This is a genomic window from Acuticoccus sp. I52.16.1, from assembly GCF_022865125.1.
GTDB lineage: Bacteria > Pseudomonadota > Alphaproteobacteria > Rhizobiales > Amorphaceae > Acuticoccus.
Genome location: NZ_CP094828.1, coordinates 425126 through 441338, shown reverse-complemented (window position 1 = coordinate 441338; position 16213 = coordinate 425126). Strand labels below are relative to the sequence as shown.

12 protein-coding genes and 1 tRNA gene are annotated in these 16213 nt (G+C 69.7%); 9 read left to right on the top strand and 4 right to left on the bottom strand.

Annotation, left to right across the window (positions count from 1 at the left end):
- The first annotated feature begins 39 nt into the window (after nucleotides 1-39).
- The 8 genes from MRB58_RS02005 to MRB58_RS01970 all read left to right on the top strand — a co-directional run bounded on the left by MRB58_RS02005 (nucleotide 40) and on the right by MRB58_RS01970 (nucleotide 8904).
- Nucleotides 40-1002 carry a branched-chain amino acid ABC transporter permease gene (locus tag MRB58_RS02005; RefSeq protein WP_244779971.1) on the top strand — a complete coding sequence of 321 codons (963 nt, stop codon included), beginning with the start codon at nucleotides 40-42 and terminating at the stop codon, nucleotides 1000-1002.
- A complete protein-coding gene (locus tag MRB58_RS02000; RefSeq protein WP_244781868.1) occupies nucleotides 1002-2765 on the top strand; it encodes an ATP-binding cassette domain-containing protein in 1764 nt (587 codons plus the stop codon). The genes MRB58_RS02005 and MRB58_RS02000 overlap by 1 nt, the downstream gene beginning before the upstream one ends.
- Nucleotides 2758-3465 carry an ABC transporter ATP-binding protein gene (locus tag MRB58_RS01995; protein ID WP_244779970.1) on the top strand — a complete coding sequence of 236 codons (708 nt, stop codon included), beginning with the start codon at nucleotides 2758-2760 and terminating at the stop codon, nucleotides 3463-3465. Before MRB58_RS02000 ends, MRB58_RS01995 begins: the two co-directional genes overlap by 8 nt.
- A gap of 65 nt (nucleotides 3466-3530) precedes the next feature.
- Complete coding sequence (locus MRB58_RS01990; RefSeq protein WP_244781867.1) at nucleotides 3531-4736, top strand: ABC transporter substrate-binding protein; 1206 nt, start codon at nucleotides 3531-3533, stop codon at nucleotides 4734-4736.
- Between the two features lie 133 nt (nucleotides 4737-4869).
- Entirely contained in the window at nucleotides 4870-5250 is a 381-nt protein-coding gene (locus tag MRB58_RS01985; protein ID WP_244779969.1) for a carboxymuconolactone decarboxylase family protein, read from the top strand.
- Nucleotides 5251-5413: 163 nt separating this feature from the next.
- Nucleotides 5414-6751, top strand: coding sequence for an MmgE/PrpD family protein (locus MRB58_RS01980; RefSeq protein WP_244779968.1), 1338 nt, complete (start codon nucleotides 5414-5416; stop codon nucleotides 6749-6751).
- Between the two features lie 12 nt (nucleotides 6752-6763).
- Nucleotides 6764-8104 (top strand): MmgE/PrpD family protein, encoded by a 1341-nt coding sequence (locus tag MRB58_RS01975; RefSeq protein WP_244779967.1) that lies wholly within the window; start codon nucleotides 6764-6766, stop codon nucleotides 8102-8104.
- An 11-nt stretch (nucleotides 8105-8115) separates the two neighbouring features.
- Entirely contained in the window at nucleotides 8116-8904 is a 789-nt protein-coding gene (locus MRB58_RS01970; protein ID WP_244779966.1) for an SDR family oxidoreductase, read from the top strand.
- Between the two features lie 42 nt (nucleotides 8905-8946).
- Here MRB58_RS01970 and MRB58_RS01965 read toward each other — a convergent pair whose 3' ends face one another.
- Both MRB58_RS01965 and MRB58_RS01960 read right to left on the bottom strand, forming a co-directional pair.
- Nucleotides 8947-9849, bottom strand: coding sequence for an NAD(P)-dependent oxidoreductase (locus MRB58_RS01965; protein ID WP_244779965.1), 903 nt, complete (start codon nucleotides 9847-9849; stop codon nucleotides 8947-8949).
- Nucleotides 9850-9898: 49 nt separating this feature from the next.
- The gene (locus MRB58_RS01960) at nucleotides 9899-11953 is read right to left on the bottom strand and encodes a TRAP transporter large permease subunit (RefSeq protein ID WP_244779964.1); all 2055 of its coding nucleotides are present in this window, start codon (nucleotides 11951-11953) and stop codon (nucleotides 9899-9901) included.
- Between the two features lie 274 nt (nucleotides 11954-12227).
- On the opposite strand from MRB58_RS01960, the gene dctP reads away from it, so the two are divergent.
- Nucleotides 12228-13235 carry a TRAP transporter substrate-binding protein DctP gene (gene dctP / locus MRB58_RS01955; RefSeq protein WP_244779963.1) on the top strand — a complete coding sequence of 336 codons (1008 nt, stop codon included), beginning with the start codon at nucleotides 12228-12230 and terminating at the stop codon, nucleotides 13233-13235.
- Nucleotides 13236-13406: 171 nt separating this feature from the next.
- Here dctP and MRB58_RS01950 read toward each other — a convergent pair.
- Nucleotides 13407-13482, bottom strand: a tRNA-Phe gene (locus tag MRB58_RS01950).
- A 43-nt stretch (nucleotides 13483-13525) separates the two neighbouring features.
- Complete coding sequence (locus tag MRB58_RS01945) at nucleotides 13526-16045, bottom strand: cation:proton antiporter (protein ID WP_244779962.1); 2520 nt, start codon at nucleotides 16043-16045, stop codon at nucleotides 13526-13528.
- Between the last annotated feature and the right edge of the window lie 168 nt (nucleotides 16046-16213).

Genomic DNA, 16213 nt, shown 5'->3' with positions numbered 1-16213 from the left:
TGCACGCTTCCCGACAAGTCCCTGACGCCGCGAGGTGCGATGACCGACACGCAAATCCTGATCGAGAGTGTGCTGCAGGCCTTGGTCGCCGGGCTTCTCATCGGCGCCATCTACGGGCTGATGTGCGTCGGCCTGGCGCTGATCTTCGGCATCATGCGCGTCATCAACTTCGCTCAGGGCGATTTCATGATGCTGGGCATGTACGCCGCCTTCTTCATATTCGGCAGCTTCGGCGTGCAGAGCCTCTTCGGCGGCATCGTCGGCCCCTATGTGGCGGTCGCGCTCGCCGGGCCGCTGCTCTTCTGCTTCGGCTGGGCGGTGCACAAGGTGCTGATCCGCCAGGTGACCGGCATCCGCACCTCCGACATGGAGGCCGAGGGCCATTACGCGCAGCTCATCCTGACGCTCGGCATCGCCCTCGTCCTGCAGAACGGCGCGATGATCCTCTTCGGCGCGCAGCTGATGTCGCTGCGCACGCCGCTCGCCAGCGAAGCGTTCATGGTGGCGCCGCTCTGGGCGGACCCCGTGGCGATCTTCCTCAACAAGGCGCGGGTCGTCTCGGCGGTGGTCTCGGTCGGCGTCATCGTCGCGCTGTGGCTGGCGATCACGCGCACGCGGCTCGGCAAATCGCTGCGCGCGGCGGCCGACAATCCGGAAGCCTCCACCTACATGGGCATCAACGTCGACCGCTCGCACCGCATCGCCTTCGCGCTCGGGACCGCGATCACCGCGGTCGCCGGCGGGCTCCTCGCCACCAACTACCCGTTCCATCCGTTCGTCGGGCTCGAATACGTCATCGTCATGTATGCCGGCGTGGTGCTGGGCGGCATCGGCAGCGTCATCGGCGCCTTCTGGGGCGGGATGACCATCGGCCTGGTGCAGCAGCTCTCGGTGCTCGTCCTGCCGACACAGCTGCAGAACGCGACGATCTTCGTCTTCTTCCTGCTGATCGTGATCCTGCGGCCGCAGGGCTTCTTCGGCCGGGTGTGGGAGCGCACGTGATGGGGTTCTGGCGCTCTCTCCTGCCGTTCTTCGTCTTCGCGGCGGTCTATCTGGCGATCTCGCTGGTCGTCACCAACTCCTATTACCAGCTCATCATCACGCTGGTCCTGGTGTGGGCGAGCTTCGGTCTCTCGTGGAACATGCTGTCGGGCTACACCGGGCTCGTCTCCTTCGGTCATGCGGCGTTCTTCGGCCTCGGCTCGTTCGCGACCGTGCTGGCACAGCGTGAACTCGGCCTCTCGCCGTGGATCATGCTGCCGGTGTCGGCGCTGATCGGCGCGGCGGCGGGCGTCCTCATCGGGCTGCCGACCTTCCGCCTGCGCGGCCACTACTTCGCGCTTTCCATGCTCGCCTACCCGCTGGCGATGCTCTACGTCTTCCAGTGGCTCGGCTACCCGGAGCTGACGGTTCCGCGGGTGCTCGACCGTCCCGCCCTCTACATGCAGTTCTCCGACGGGCGGGTGTACACCGCGCTGGCGCTGGCGCTCCTCGCCATCGTGGTGATCGTCAGCCGCTGTGTGGAGCGCACGCGCTTCGGCATGTCGTTGCAGGCGATCAAGCAGAACGAGGCGGCGGCGGACGCGGCCGGCGTCAACGTGCTGGCGTGGAAGCTGCGCGCCATCGCCGTCTCCGGCGCGATCGCGGGTGCGGTCGGCTCGTTCTACGCGGTGGTCATCCTCGTCATCACGCCTAACTCGGCGTTCGGCATGCTCGTCTCTGCGCAGGCGCTCACCGTGGCGATGTTCGGCGGGGTGGGGACCGTGTGGGGGCCGATCATCGGCGCCGCCTTCCTCATCCCCATCGCCGAGACGCTGCATGCGGAGCTGGGCTCGGTGCTGCCGGGGATCCAGGGCGTGGTCTACGGCGTGGCGATCATCGTCCTCATCATCGTGGCGCCCGAGGGGGTGTTCTGGAAGGCGCGGGACCTTTTCGGCGGGCGCCGGCGGCGCGTGGAGGCGCCGTCCGCACCGCCCGCGCCCGCGCCCGAGGTCGCGCGCGTTCCGCCCGCGCGCAGCGGACACATGGTGTCCGAGGAGGTGGTGCTCGAGGTTCGCAACATCTCCAAGAGCTTCGGCGGGCTGAAGGCGGTGGAGGACGTCTCGTTCACCGTGCGCAAGGGCGAGATCCTCGGCATCATCGGCCCCAACGGCGCCGGAAAGACGACGCTCTTCAACCTTCTCAACGGCTTCCAGAAGCCGACGCGCGGCGAAGTCCTGTTCCATGGCCGGGACGTGACCGGCGTGGCGCCGCACACCGCCTGCGAGGCCGGCATCGGGCGCACCTTCCAGATCATGCGCCCGTTCAAACGCTGGACGGTGGCGCAGAACGTGAAGGTCGGCGCCTACGTGCGCGCCGCCGGTGAGGAGGATGCCGAGCGCATCGCCCGTGAGGCGGTGGCACGAGTGGGCCTCACCCCCATCGCCGGCCGTCTCGCCTCGGCGCTCACCACCAAGGAGCTGCGGCTGATGGAGCTGGCCCGCGCCGTCGCCGGGCAGCCGGAGCTGGTGCTCCTCGACGAGACGCTGGCGGGCCTCGGCGCGGACGAGGCCAAGGAGGTCGTCGACGTCATCCGCGATCTCGCCGCCGGCGGCCTCACGGTGGTGATCATCGAGCACACGATGCAGGCGATGGTGCAGCTCGTCGACCGCTTCCTGGTCCTCGACCATGGCGAGCTGCTGACCGAGGGCCTCCCGGCCGAGATCACCAAGGACCCTCGCGTCATCGAAGCCTATCTCGGAGCCAAGTGGGCCGCCCATGCTTGAGATCGAGAACCTGCGCTCCGGCTACACTCAGGTCGACGTCCTGACCGACGTGTCGATTACCGTGCGCGCCGGCGAGTTCGTCTCCATCGTCGGCCCCAACGGGGCGGGTAAGACGACGCTGTTCAAGACGCTCTCGGGGGTGCTCACCCCGCGCGGCGGCGCCATCCGCTTCGAGGGGCGCGACCTCCTCACCGTCGCCCCCCACGACCGCCCGCACCTCGGCATCGCGCACGTTCCGGAGGGGCGACAGGTGTTCGCGTCCCTGACCGTGCTCGAAAACCTCGAGATGGGTGCCTACACCGAGGCCGGCCACAAGGCGTGGAAGGAGACGATCGAGCGCATCTTCACATGGCTGCCGATCCTGAAGGATCGGTCCGGCCAGCTCGCCGGCACCCTGTCGGGCGGCGAGCAGCAGATGCTGGCGATCGGGCGGGGCCTCGCCTCCGCGCCCAAGCTTCTCATGCTCGACGAACCGTCGATGGGCCTCGCCCCGACGATCGCCGATTTCGTCTTCGACAAGCTGATGGAGATCCGCCGCGACACCGGCCTCACCATCCTGCTCGTCGAGCAACGGGTCGCCGAGGCGCTGCAGCTCGCCGACCACGGCTACGTGCTGGAGACCGGCAAGGTCGTGCTGGAGGGCACGCACGAGACGCTGCAGGCCGACGACCGAATACGCCAGGCATATCTGGGCATGTAAACCGGGCCCGAGACCCGGTCGCCCAGTCCGAGCGAACAACGAAACGGGAGGACGACATGACGAACATGATGCAACGAGCCGGTGCGGGTCTCGCACTGGGGCTGCTGGCCGCCGCGCCGGGGGCGATGGCGCAGGACGCGGCGCCGGTGCAGATCGGGCTGATCGCGCCCGTCTCCGGCATCTACGCCCGTCCGGGGCAGGTGATGCAGATGGGGGCCGAATTGGGCGTCCAGGACGTCAATGCCGCCGGCGGCGTCGAGTGCCTGGACGGCGCGCCGCTGGAGCTGGTGCTGATCGACAGCGGCGATTCGGTCGAGAAGGCGGCCAACGCCGCGCAGCGCATGGTGGCGGACTATCCGGACCTCGTCGGCGCGACGGGCTCCTATCTCAGCTCCTTCACGCTCGCCGTGACCGAGGTGACGGAGCGCGCCAAGCTCCCCATCCTGACGCTCTCTTATTCCGACCTCATCACCGAGCGCGGGTTCGAGAACGTGTTCCAGACCTCGGCGACGGCGGGGGCGCAGGCCTCCATCGCGCTGCCGATCATCATGGATCTGGCCGAGGCGGAGACCGGCACGCGGCCCAAGACGGTGGCGATCATCACCGACAATACCGCCGCCTCGCTCTCCTCCGTGGAGCGCATGAAGGGCGGCCTGCTGGACGATCTCGGCCTCGAAGTCGTCATGGAGGAGACGTTCACGCCGCCGCTGGCCGACGCCTCGTCGCTGGTGCAGCGGGTGCGGACCAGCCGGCCGGACCTCCTGTTCTTCCTGCCGACCGTCATCTCCGACGCCAACCTGATCCTGCAGAAGATGCAGGAGTTCCGCGTCAAGGTGCCGACCATCTCGTTCGGCATCGCGATTGCAGAGCCCGAGGTGCTGAACGTCATGGACGCCTCGCTGCTGGAGGGGGTGATGTCGGCGGTCGCCAACTGGGGCGCCAAGGGGCAGGAGGAGCTGATCGCACGGCTCGAGGACACGTATGGCGAGCCGTGGATGACGCAGAACGCGATCTCCACCTACGGTGACATGTGGATCTTCAAGGCCGCGCTGGAGGAGGCGTGCAGCCGCGACCGCGAGGCGCTCGGCGAGGCGCTGCGCAACCTCGACGGCGGGCCCTCGCGATATTATCCCGGTGGCACCCTCAGCTTCGACGAGAAGGGCCGTCGCGAGGGGGCGAGCCTGACGATCATCCAGTGGCAGGACGGCGTTCCGGTGACGATCTTCCCCGATGATCTGGCGGTCGCGCAGCCGCATTGGCCGAGCAACTGACGCGAGCGCCGGGTCGGCGGGGCCTTCGTCCGCCGACCCGGGTCATTTCGGTTGCCAACACTCAGTATGATTGTATGATCGTTCGAAGTGGTCCGACGATCCGTCGGGCAAGGTTCGTGCAAGGTGGTTAAAGATGGACCAGACAATGTTCGAGAGGGGCCTGGCGAAACGCAAGGGCACACTCGGCGCGGAATACGTCGAGAAGAACCTGGCGGCGGCTGACGAATTCAGCCGGCCTTTCCAGGAGGCGATGACGGCGTGGTGCTGGGGCTTCGGCTGGGGCGACGAGACGATCGAGCCTAAGACGCGCAGCATGATGAACCTTGCGATGCTCGGCGCCCTCGGCCGCTGGCACGAGTGGGAGACCCACTGCAAGGGCGCCCTCTCCAACGGCGTCACGAAAGAGGAGATCCGCGCGATCATCCACGTCATCGCCATCTACGGCGGCGTGCCGTGCGGGGTGGAATGCTTCCGCATCGCCCGCCGCGTGCTGGAGGCCGCGGGCGAACTCTGATCGCGCGTCCGCCGCCGCGCCCCGGCGACGCGGCGGCGCGGCGCTGCGGTGGCGCGGGGGTACGGCGGTCGCATCGCGCCGTCTTGCCCGCCGGCGGCCGGCGCGCCCGTGCAGGAGAGCCGGCCCCGCCGGGGCCGACCGACGTTCAAAGGAGAGCGGCGCTGTGAGCGTGACACGAGAGCTTGCCCGCTACGTCGTCGAGAGCCGGGCGGAGGACATCCCCGCCGACGTCCGGCGCGAGGCGCGCCGGGCGGTGGTCAACATCGTCGGCTGTATGCTGGGCGGGGCGCCGGAGGCGGGCACCGGCATCGCCGCGGGCGTGTTCGCGCCGCTGTCGGGCCCGGGGACGGCCGGGATCGTCGGCCGCCGCGAGCGGATGGACATTGCGCGGGCCGCCCTCATCAACGGCATCACCAGCCACTATCACGACTTCGACGACACGCTGCCGAAGAACTACATCCACGCCAGCCCGCCCGTCGCGGCGGCGCTGCTCGCCTATGCCAGCGCGCTCCCGGTGAGCGGGGCGGACGTCCTGCACGCCTTCATCCTGGGCTTCGAGGTCACCTCTCGCATCGGCAACGCGACCTATCCGGCGCACTACGACGCCGGCTGGCACAGCACCGGGACGTGCGGCGTGTTCGGCGCGGCGGCCGCCATCGGCAAGCTCGCCGGCCTCTCGGTGGACGAGATGGTCGGCGCGTTCGGCCTCGCAGCGACCCAGGCTTCCGGCATCCGCGAGATGTTCGGCTCCATGGCGAAGCCCTTCCACGCCGGGCACGCCGCCCGGAACGGCTACGAATCGGCCCTCCTGGCGAAGGCCGGGTTCACCAGCGGCCCGCGCGCGCTGGAAGGGCCGCGCGGCTTCGCCCACGTTCTCGCCGCCGCACGCGACCTCTCCAAGGTCACCGACCGGCTCGGCGCGGCGTACGATCTGCGCCACAACACCTACAAGCCGTTTCCGTGCGGGATCGTGAACCATCCCGCCATCGACGCCGCGATCCAGCTGCACGACGAGCACGCGATCGACCACGCCGCGATCCGCGCGGTGCGCCTCGAGGTCGCCCCGCTGGTGATCGACCTGTGCGGAAAGACGGCGATCTCGACCGGGTTGGAGGGCAAGTTCTCGGTCGTCCACGGCGCCGCCGTCGGTTTGGTCCGCGGCCGCGCCGGGCTCGCGGAATACACCGACGACGCGGTCGCCGACCCGGCCGTGAAGCGCGTGCGTGAGCTGGCGGTGCGCGAGAGCGACCCGGCGATCGGCGAGGACGGCGTCCACCTCGTGGTGGAACTGGCCGACGGGACGCGTCTGGAGAAGCGCCTCGAGCATTCGCTGGGCAACCTGGAGCGGCCGCTCAGCGACGCCCAGCTCTCCGCCAAGTTCACCGACCAGGCGCTGCGGGTCCTCTCAACCGACGCCGCCGAGCGGGCGCTCGCCATGGCCTGGACGGTGGACGACCTGCCAAACGTCGCCGACCTTGTCGCCGCGACGGTCCCCGCCTGAACGAAAGAGACGATGTCCGACCACCCCGAGACCGAGCTCGCCCGGTTCGCCGCCGAGCTGACCATCGATGCCATCCCCGAGGCGGTGCGCCACGAGGCGCGGCGTTCCCTCGTCAACGTCTTCGCCACGATGCTGGCCGGTTGCCGCGAGGGGGCGATCGACATCACCCTCGGCGTGATGCGGGAGACTGCCGGCGCGCCCACCGCCGGCATCGTCGGCCGGCCGGAGCGGACCGACGCGGCGACCGCGGCGTTCATCAACGCGATGGCCGCCAACATCTTCGACTTCGACGACACGCACGAGGCGACGATCATCCACCCCGCCGCGATCCCCGCCGCCGGCCTCTTCGCCGAAGCCGAGACGCGCGGCCACTCCGGCGCGCGGCTGCTAACGGCCTTCGTCGCGGGCGGGGAGGTGGAGTGCCGGCTCGGCAACGCGGTGTCGCCGAGCCACTATGCGCGGGGGTGGCACATCACCTCCACCTGCGGCGTCTTCGGCGCGGCGGCGGGCGTCGGCTCGCTGCTGGGCCTCTCGCCCGAGCGCATGCGCCACGCCTTCAGCGCCGCCGCGGTGCAGTCGTCGGGGCTCGTCGAGATGCTGGGGACGATGGCCAAGAGCATCGGCGTCGGCGGTGCGGCACGGGGCGGGATGATGGCGGCGCGGCTGGCGGGGCAGGGGCTGACCGGCCCGCGCCACCCGCTCACCGGCCCGCGCGGCTATCTCGGCGTCGTCGCCGACCCGCCGCACCCCGAGGCGCTGACCGACGGGCTCGGCAGCCGTTGGGAGATCGCCCGCAACGCCTTCAAGCCCTATCCGACTGGCGTGGTGCTGAACCCGGTGCTCGACGCCATCCTCGCCCTCGGCGCCGAGGGGTTGCGGCTCGACGAGATCGCGGCGATCACCCTCACCGGGCACCCGCTGCTGCGCGAGCGGACCGACCGGGCGGACGTCGCCACCGGACGCGAGGGCCAGGTCTCGGCCCACCACGCCATCGCCATCGCGCTGCTCGAAGGCCGCGCCGGGTTGGGCGAGTTCACCGACGCGGCGGCGGCGCGCACCCTCGCCGCCGGCCGCCCGCCGATATCCTTCCATGACGATCCGGCGCGCGAGATCGCTTCGGCGGGCATCGTGGTTCGCCTCGCGGACGGTACCGAGCTGCGGCGCGAAGTGACGGCGGCGCGCGGCTCGGCCGTCAACCCGCTCAGCGACGCGGCGCTGGAGGACAAGCTCGCCGATTGCGCCCGCTACGGCGGCTATCGCGGCGACGTGCGAGCGCTCGCCGATGCGCTCTGGACGATCGACGAGGCGCCGGACGTCGGCGCGATCATGCGCCTCGCCACGGCGGCGGCGTGACGGGGGTGAGCGTGACCGATCTCAAAGGAAGAACCGCGCTGGTGACGGGCTCGGTCGGCGGCCTGGGCTACGCGCTCGCCGAGGCGTTGGCGGGGGCGGGGGCGAACGTCGTCCTCAATGGGCTCGCCGATCCGGCCGAGGGTGCGGCGGTCGCCGAGAAGCTCGCCGCCGAAAGGGGAGTGGCGGCCGCCTTCGACCCTACGGACCTGCGCGACGTCGGCGCCATCGAGCGGATGGTGGCCGGCACCGTGGAGCGCTTCGGCTCGCTCGACGTCCTCGTCAACAACGCGGTCGTGCGCCATTTCGCGCCGATCGAGGCGTTCACCGCCGAGGCGTGGGATAGGTCCGTCTCGGTCAACCTCTCGGCCGCCTTCCACGCCGTGCGCTGCGCGCTGCCGCACATGAAGCGGGCCGGGTGGGGGCGCATCGTCAATCTGTCATCCTACTACGGCTTCCGCGGCGCGCAGAACCGGGTGGACTACGTGACGACCAAGACCGCGTTGATCGGCCTGACGCGGGCGATCGCCATCGAGTGCGCGCGCGACGGGGTGACCGCCAACGCGATCATGCCCGGATCGGTGCCGACCGAGCCGATCCTGACGCGCATCGAGGGCATCGCCGAAGAGCGCGGCGAACCGTTCGAGGACGTCGCCCGCGCCTACGCCGAGGAGCGCAGCCCCGTCGGCCGGTTCATCGCCATGGAGAACATCGGCGCGCTGCTGGTCTTCCTGTGTGGCCCGGCGGCGGCGGACATCACCGGCACCGTGATGCCGATCGACGGCGGCTGGCTCGCCGCCTGAGCCGCCGGAAGACGGCCGGCGCGGGGGCGCCGGCCGAAAGGGTCAGTCTTCGCCGCCGACCGTGACGCCGGCCCATTCCTCGATGGGCTGGATGATCTGCGTCAGGTCCGCGTCGCCGCCGAGCTTGGCGTTGGCGATCTTCAGGAGCTCCAGCACCGAGCTTCCCACCACCATCGGCACGCCCAGCGCGTTGGCCGACTCCAGGCACAGGCGGATGTCCTTGTTGGAGAGGCCGATGGCGAAGCCGAAGTCGAACGAGCGCGTCAGCACGAACTTCGGGATCTTGGTCATCGAGGCGTTGCTCTGCCCGCTCGACACGTTGATGACGTCGACCAGAACCTTGGGGTCGAGCCCCGCCTTCTGCCCCAGCACCAGCGCCTCGGACGTGACCGCCAGCGCCGCCACGGAGAGGAGATTGTTCATGACCTTCGTCATCTGACCCATGCCGGGGTCGGGACCGACGAGGAAGGGTTTGCCCAGCACCTCGAACATCGGCATCAGCGCCTCGTAGGCGGCCGCGTCGCCCGAGGCCATCAGCGCGAGCGTTCCTTTCTCGGCCCCGCCGACGCCGCCGGAAACCGGACAGTCGACCACGGTGAAGCCCTCGGCCGAGAGGCCGGCGGCGAGCGCCTTGGCGCCCTCCGGGCCGGTGGTGGAGAGGTCGACCACCGTCTTGCCGGCGCCGGCGACGGTGCCGATCCCGTCCGCGCCGAACGCGACCGCGTCGACGATGTCGGGCGTCGGCAGCGAGAGGAGGACGACGTCGGCCGCCTCGGTGACGGCGGCGGGGGTCGGCGCGCTGGCGGCCCCGGCGGCGACGAGCTTGGCGACCGCGTCCGCGTTGCGGTCGGTGACGGTGAGCGAGTAGCCCGCCTCCATGAGGCGGCGGGACATGGGCGCGCCCATGCGCCCAATGCCGATGATCCCGAGGCGGGGAAGTGCCATTGCGGGGCTCCGTTGTTGTGGTGGGGGCGAAGGGGTGGGGACCGGCGCGCTATTCGATCTGCGCCGGCAGCCACGTCACCAGCGCCGGGTAGAAGTAGAAGAGGACCTGGAAGGCGAGGAGGATCGCCACGAACGGCATCACGCCGAAGACGATCTCGCGCAGCGGCACCGTGCCGCTGACCCCGCGCAGGATGAAGAGGATGATCCCCACCGGCGGCGTCACCAGGCCGATCTCGATCATGATCACCAGGGCGACGCCGAACCAGATCGGGTCGAGCCCCAGCGACATTATGATCGGGAAGGTGACGGGCAGCGTCATCAGCATCATCGAGATGGATTCGATGAACATGCCCAGGACGATGTAGATCGCCGCGATGATGAGGACGATGAGCCAGGGCGCCAGCTCCGCCGCCTCGACGGTGGAGACCAGCGTGCGCGGGATGCGCAGGAAGTCGAACGCCCAGCTCATGATCGCCGCGCCGGCCACGATGAGGAGCAGGAACGAGGTGACGCGCACGGTCTCGAGCGCGATGTCGAGGAGGGCGCGGGGCGTCAGCATGCCGCGCACCAGGCAGATGAGGAGCGAGGCCGCCGCGCCGACGCCGCCCGCCTCGGTCGGGGTGGCGACGCCCATGTAGAGCGAGCCCAGCACCACCGCGATGACGACGATGAAGGGGAGCACCGAGAGCGTGCCGGCGAGCTTCTCCTTCAGCGGGTAGTGCTGGCCGGCCGGCGTCGCCGCGGGGCGCAGGACCGTCCACAGCGCCACCCCGGCCATGAAGCCCAGCGAGATCAGCACGCCGGGGATGATGCCGGCGATGAAGAGCTGCGTCACCGGCACGCCCACCGTGGTGCCGTAGATGATCATGGCGATGGACGGCGGGATGAGGATGCCGAGCGTCGCGCCGGCGGCGACGACGCCGTAGGTGAGGCGCGGGGAGTAGCCGCGGTTCGTCATCTCGGGACAGGCGACCTGGCCCATGGTGGCGGCGGTGGCGAGGCTGGAACCGGAGACGGCGGCGAAGACGGCCGAGGCGCCGATGGTCGCGTGGGCGACGCCGCCGCGGGTGCGGCCGAACCAGCGGGTCAGCGCGTCGAACATCTGCGTCGTCACGCCCGAGCGGATGAGGAGCGCCCCCATCAGCACGAACATCGGCACCGCGGTGAGGGTGAAGGTGTTGACCGAGTTCCAGGAGCGTTCGGCCAGCACCGAAGGCTGCGGCATCGGCAAGAGGAACATCAGCCCCAGCAGGCCGACGAGGCCGAGCGTCAGCCCCACGCGCACGCCGAGGACCAGGAGCACCAGGAGCGTTCCCACCAGCAGCGCGCTGACGAGGGTCAGCGGTGCGCCTTTGCTGGCCCAGTAGAGTGCGCCCAGGCCCAACACGGCGGCGCCGACGGCGAGGAACATGCGCCCGCCGTTCACCAGCAGCACACCCGCCAGGAAGACCGCGACGACCGCGATGGAGCCGACGTCGAGCCGCAGTCCGGGGATCTTCATCGGCCGATCGCCGAGATAGAGGAGGCCGGCGGCGAGCCCCACGACGAGGACCGGCCCGAGGATCCGGGAGAGGCGCGGCGCGCGGCTGTCACGCAGGATGTCGGCGAGGATCGCCAGCGCGAACGCGGCATATCCGATGCTGACGGGGAGCTCCGGGATCCACTGCGGCGTGGAGAGCAGGCCCCAGTCGCGCGTGTCGTTGGCGAATTCCTGGTAGTTGAAGATCGCCATCTGCCAGCCGGTGAACAGCACGAACAGAAGGCCCAGCCAGTTGGCGTAGAGGCCAAGGCGCCGCTGCCAGTCCTTCGACAGCGAGGCGACCAGGATCTCGACCTGGACGTGAGTGCCGGCCTTCTGCGCCTGGGCGAGGCCCATGAACGTCATGCCGACGAGGATGTAGGTGGCGACGTCCGTGCCCCAGTAGGTGGGCTCGTTGAGGACGTAGCGCGAGAACACCTCGAAGCATACAATCGACGTCATGGCGATCAGCGCGAGGGCGCTGAGGACGCCGGTGGCATCGCTGAGGGCGTCGATGGCGCGCACGGTGGTGGAAGGGTGGCGTAAAGGCGCCGCTGCTGGGGCGCTCTCCCGCGGATCCTGCATGGGTTCGTCTCTCCTGCACGCGGCCGCTCGGCGAGAAACCTCGCAAAATCAGCTTCGTGAAATGCGGGAGTTTTGAGCGGTATCGTGACGTGACGAACCGTAGCATCGCGCCCCAGCCGTTGCAATCGATCAATCAGATTGTATGATTGGCAGAACGGTCGCGGCCCGGTCCGTCCGGCGCGACCTGCAAAGACGAAATCCAGGGAGGATTGGAATGCTCGGGCACGTCGCCAAAACCAATACGCGCGCAGCCGGTTCACCGGCGCGGCGGCTCATGCGTGCGCTCGCGGCGCCGGTGCTGGCGCTCGCCGCCGGCTTCGCCATCGCCACGCCCGCCAGCGCGCAGGACTTCGACCTGACGATGGGCGTCCTGCCGTCGCCCAACTCGCTCTACACCGCCATGATGGAACAGGTGCCGGAGCGGATCGCCAAGGCGACCGACGGCAAGGTGCAGGTCACGCTGAACGATTCGCTCGTCGGCGGCACGCAGATCACCGCCGCAGTGCGCGACGGGCGGGTGCCGATGTCGGGCGCGCTGCACACCTACCTCGCCGGCGAAGACCCCCGCATGGGCCTCTTCAACCTGCCCGGCCTCGTCGACAACATGGCCGAGTACGCCTACCTGTGCGAATCGTTCTGGTGCGACGATGTCGCCCAGCTGTGGGAAGAGAACTGGAACTCGGTAGTGCTGGCCGAGGGCGCCTGGTGCAGCCAGGCGCTGTTCTCCAAGGAGCCGATCCGCACGTTGGAGGACTTCAAGGGCAAGAAGCTGCGCGTGCACAACCCACAGACGGCCGCGCTGATGGAGGCGATCGGCGCCAAGCCCGCGCCGCTTCCCCTGTCCGAGGTGCCGCCGGCGCTGGAGCGCGGCGTGATCGACGGTGTCTTCACCTCGACCTGCTACGGCAACGGGCAGGAATACTGGCGCCTCGCCAAGAACGTACAGAACTGGAAGATCGGCCCGATCACCGGCTGGGTCATTCTCATCAACAAGGACACCTGGGAAGAGATCCCGCAGGACCTGCGCGCGGCGATCCGCGTGGAGATGGACGACCTGCAGCACGAGGCGCTGTACGACTTCTACACGTACGTGAACGCCGCGGTCGACGAGATGGCCGAGAACGGCGTCGAGCTGTGGACCGCGCCGGCGAGCGAGATCGCCCGCGTCACCGCCCCGGAATATTCCGAGGCCGCCTACAAGGCCTTCTACGACCGCGCCGCCGAACTCGGCTTCGACGGTGAGGCCTATGTCGCCAAGGCCCGCGGCGTCCTGGGCAAGTAAACCCGCTCGGCCGGCGAGCGGCCGCGAGGACACCTCGCGGTCGCTCGAAACATTAAGTCCGACCGCACGACGTCGCGGCCGCGACGACTCCGACCGGAAGCAGTGCGCCGAGGACGACGGCCGGATGCGGGATCGGGCCTTGGAAGGGGCGGGCTAGGGCCTTGAAAGCAATGGTGCCCAGGGGCGGGTTCGAACCACCGACACTGCGATTTTCAGTCGCATGCTCTACCAACTGAGCTACCTGGGCGGCGACGCAAATCAATGCGTCGAGGCCGGCGTTATAGTGGGGCTCAGACGGCCTGTCCAGCGCCCACCGACGATTGATTCAACGCCGATTGCAGATTTTCCGGTTTCGCCGTTCCGCGGTCGGTCTCCGCCCGCCTCCGGCGTGCCACGGCGACGATCTCGCGGCGCAGATCGTCGTTGCCGCTCAACAGGTTGCGAAAGACGCGGCCCGGCAGGACGAGGAGCTCGCCGAAGCCCAGCATCGTCACGTCGGCGCTGCGCGGGACCCCCAGAACGGCCGAGATCTCGCCCACGCAACTGCCGCGGCCGAGTGTCACCTTCAGCGTCCCGGTGTCGACCTCCACCGCGCCGGAGGCGATGAAATAGACCTCGTCGTCGGTGTCGCCGCGGCGGATGATCCGCTCCCCCGGCACCACGAAGCGCGTGCGCAGGCTGCGAACCAGCGTCGACAGCGTCGCGTCCGGCACCTTGGCGAACATCGGCACCGCCGCCACCATCGCCCGCTTGTCCACCGACAGGTCCAGCGTCAACGCGCCGGTGAAGCGCCGGTTCGCCGCGACCATCTCGTCGGCCAACGCGCTCGACACGTCCGCGGCGAGGATCCCTTCCTCGCGCAGGACCTGGTAGGCCTGATGCTCCTCGGTGAGCGCCACGCGCTCCAGGAAGCGCTGCTCCAGCCGGCGCGCGAAATGCGGATACTGCAAGGTCAGCGCGTCGAGCGCACTGGCGACGTTGGTCCGCCGCCGTTCGAGGATACGTGCGCACACCTCCGCGACGCGCTCGCCCATCACCGGGGCGATGCGGTCGGCACAGAAGGTGACCAGCTCCGACAGCACCAGGCGGTGGACGATGAGCTTCTCGAACCGGTCCGACACCACCGCCGCCAGCGGCCGCCGCACGCCGAACCACCGCTGTGCCAGGAGCGCGCCGCGGAAGGCGAGGGTGTAGCGGGTGGCCCGCTCGGCCGTCGCCAGGTAGCCGCGTCGTCCGTTCACCCGCGCCGCCTCCCGCACCCGCTGAACCTCGCGGTTCAACAATTCGGCGACGCGCGGCGAGATCACCGCGTTCTCGGCGTGGCGGGAGAGGGCGGCCCGCTCGGCCTGCGCCAGCACGACCAGTGCCAGATGCGAGCGCGCCGTCGCCGGCACGGCCTCGTGCGAACTCGCGGCGTCGCGGTAGGCCTCCAGCGCATTGTCGGCGATGTCGGCCTCAATGCCGTATTGCTCGGCGGTTGCGCCGATGCGTTCGGCGGCCCGCTGCCGGGCGAAGGCGCGGGCGCCGGCGCCCAGATGGCGCTCGAACGGTGAGAGCCGCGTCAGCCCCACGAGGCTCGTCAGCGGGCGCAGGGTCAAGCCGTTGACGAAGATGGTGAACAGCGTGAAGGCGGTCGCGAGCACCGCCACGAACTCCTGGTCCGCGGGCGCGATGGCGTCGATCTCGGTCACCGAGAGCGCCAGCAGCAGTGTCAGTCCGCCGCGCATGCCGCCCCACCACAGCAGCGCCTTGGCGCGGTGCTCGATGCTCTGCGCGAGCGCCAGACGCTCCAGGATGGGCAGGAAGCCCCACAGGATGAGGGCCCGCGCCCCGAACGCGGCGAGGACGACCACCCCGGTCGCCAGCGCCATCGCCAGATCGAAGCGCGACAGGAGCGTCGGCACTAGGAAGGCGGCGAGGACGAAGATCAGGCTGTTGGACCAGAAGGAGAGCTGCTCCCAGATCTGGTGCACGTGGCGCCAGGAGGCGACGGCCCGGCCCGACTGCGCCCGCCGCGCCGCCCACAGCCCGGAGACGACCACCGCCATCGCGCCGGAGATCCCGAGCTGCTCCTCGCACAGCACCCATGTCAGATAAGGGAGGGCGACGGTGATGGAGGTGAGCGCCGCGGCGTGCCCGCGCGTCATGGCGATGAAGAGGCTGGCGACGATCCCGGTCCCCACGCCCACCGCCGCACCGCCGATGCCGCTCACCAGGAAGACGACCACGCCGTCCGCGAAGGTCACGTTCTGCGCCGAGGACGCGGCGACGAGGATGGTGAAGAGGGCGATCGCCGCCGCGTCGTTGAAGAGGCTCTCGCCCTCGACGATTCGCACCAGGCGCGCCGGCGCGCCGACGTCGCGGAAGATGGAGAGCACTGCCAGCGGATCGGTGGTCGACACGATCGCCCCCAGGAGCAGGCAGACCGACAGCGCCATCCCGGTGACCGGCGCCAGCGCGAAGCCGATCGCGAAGGTCGACACCGCGACGGCCACCACGGCGAGGAGGACGATGGAGGCGCCGTCGTCCAGCATCCGCCGGGCGTCGATTCGGAAGGCGGCGTCGAACAGGAGCGGCGGCAGGAGAATCAGCGTCAGCGCGTCGGCCGACAGGGGGAGCTCGCGGAAGAGCTCGGCGAGCGGTGCCAGCGGTTCGGGCGCATGGCCGGCCGTGGCGAGAAGCCCCAGCACGATGCCGAGGGCGGCCAACGCCACCGACTGCGGCAGCGCAAGCCGGCTCGAAGCCGCCTGAACGAGGGCGATCAGCGCGACCAGAACGACGACGGCGGTGAGAACGAGAGCCAACGGCATGGGCGCCCATGTGCCTCATGAAGGGGCTGAAGTGGAAGCGAAATTGCGCGAGCCAGTTTTGCGCGATCGCGTGTCGATCCCCCCCTTGCAAAATGGACGCGGGTCAAGCATATACGGCCTGCCCAATTTCGCACGTGCCTGTGGTCGCGTGCCGGTCATCGCTGGGTC

Bases quoted from the DNA above. Each gene is read 5' to 3' on its own strand.
- MRB58_RS01990 (WP_244781867.1), top strand. From the start codon at position 3,531: ATGATGCAACGAGCCGGTGCGGGTCTCGCACTGGGGCTGCTGGCCGCC.
- MRB58_RS01985 (WP_244779969.1), top strand. From the start codon at position 4,870: ATGGACCAGACAATGTTCGAGAGGGGCCTGGCGAAACGCAAGGGCACA.
- dctP (WP_244779963.1), top strand. From the start codon at position 12,228: ATGCGTGCGCTCGCGGCGCCGGTGCTGGCGCTCGCCGCCGGCTTCGCC.
- MRB58_RS02005 (WP_244779971.1), top strand. From the start codon at position 40: ATGACCGACACGCAAATCCTGATCGAGAGTGTGCTGCAGGCCTTGGTC.
- MRB58_RS01945 (WP_244779962.1), bottom strand. From the start codon at position 16,045: ATGCCGTTGGCTCTCGTTCTCACCGCCGTCGTCGTTCTGGTCGCGCTG.
- MRB58_RS01975 (WP_244779967.1), top strand. From the start codon at position 6,764: ATGTCCGACCACCCCGAGACCGAGCTCGCCCGGTTCGCCGCCGAGCTG.
- MRB58_RS01965 (WP_244779965.1), bottom strand. From the start codon at position 9,849: ATGGCACTTCCCCGCCTCGGGATCATCGGCATTGGGCGCATGGGCGCG.
- MRB58_RS01995 (WP_244779970.1), top strand. From the start codon at position 2,758: ATGCTTGAGATCGAGAACCTGCGCTCCGGCTACACTCAGGTCGACGTC.
- MRB58_RS02000 (WP_244781868.1), top strand. From the start codon at position 1,002: ATGGGGTTCTGGCGCTCTCTCCTGCCGTTCTTCGTCTTCGCGGCGGTC.
- MRB58_RS01960 (WP_244779964.1), bottom strand. From the start codon at position 11,953: ATGCAGGATCCGCGGGAGAGCGCCCCAGCAGCGGCGCCTTTACGCCAC.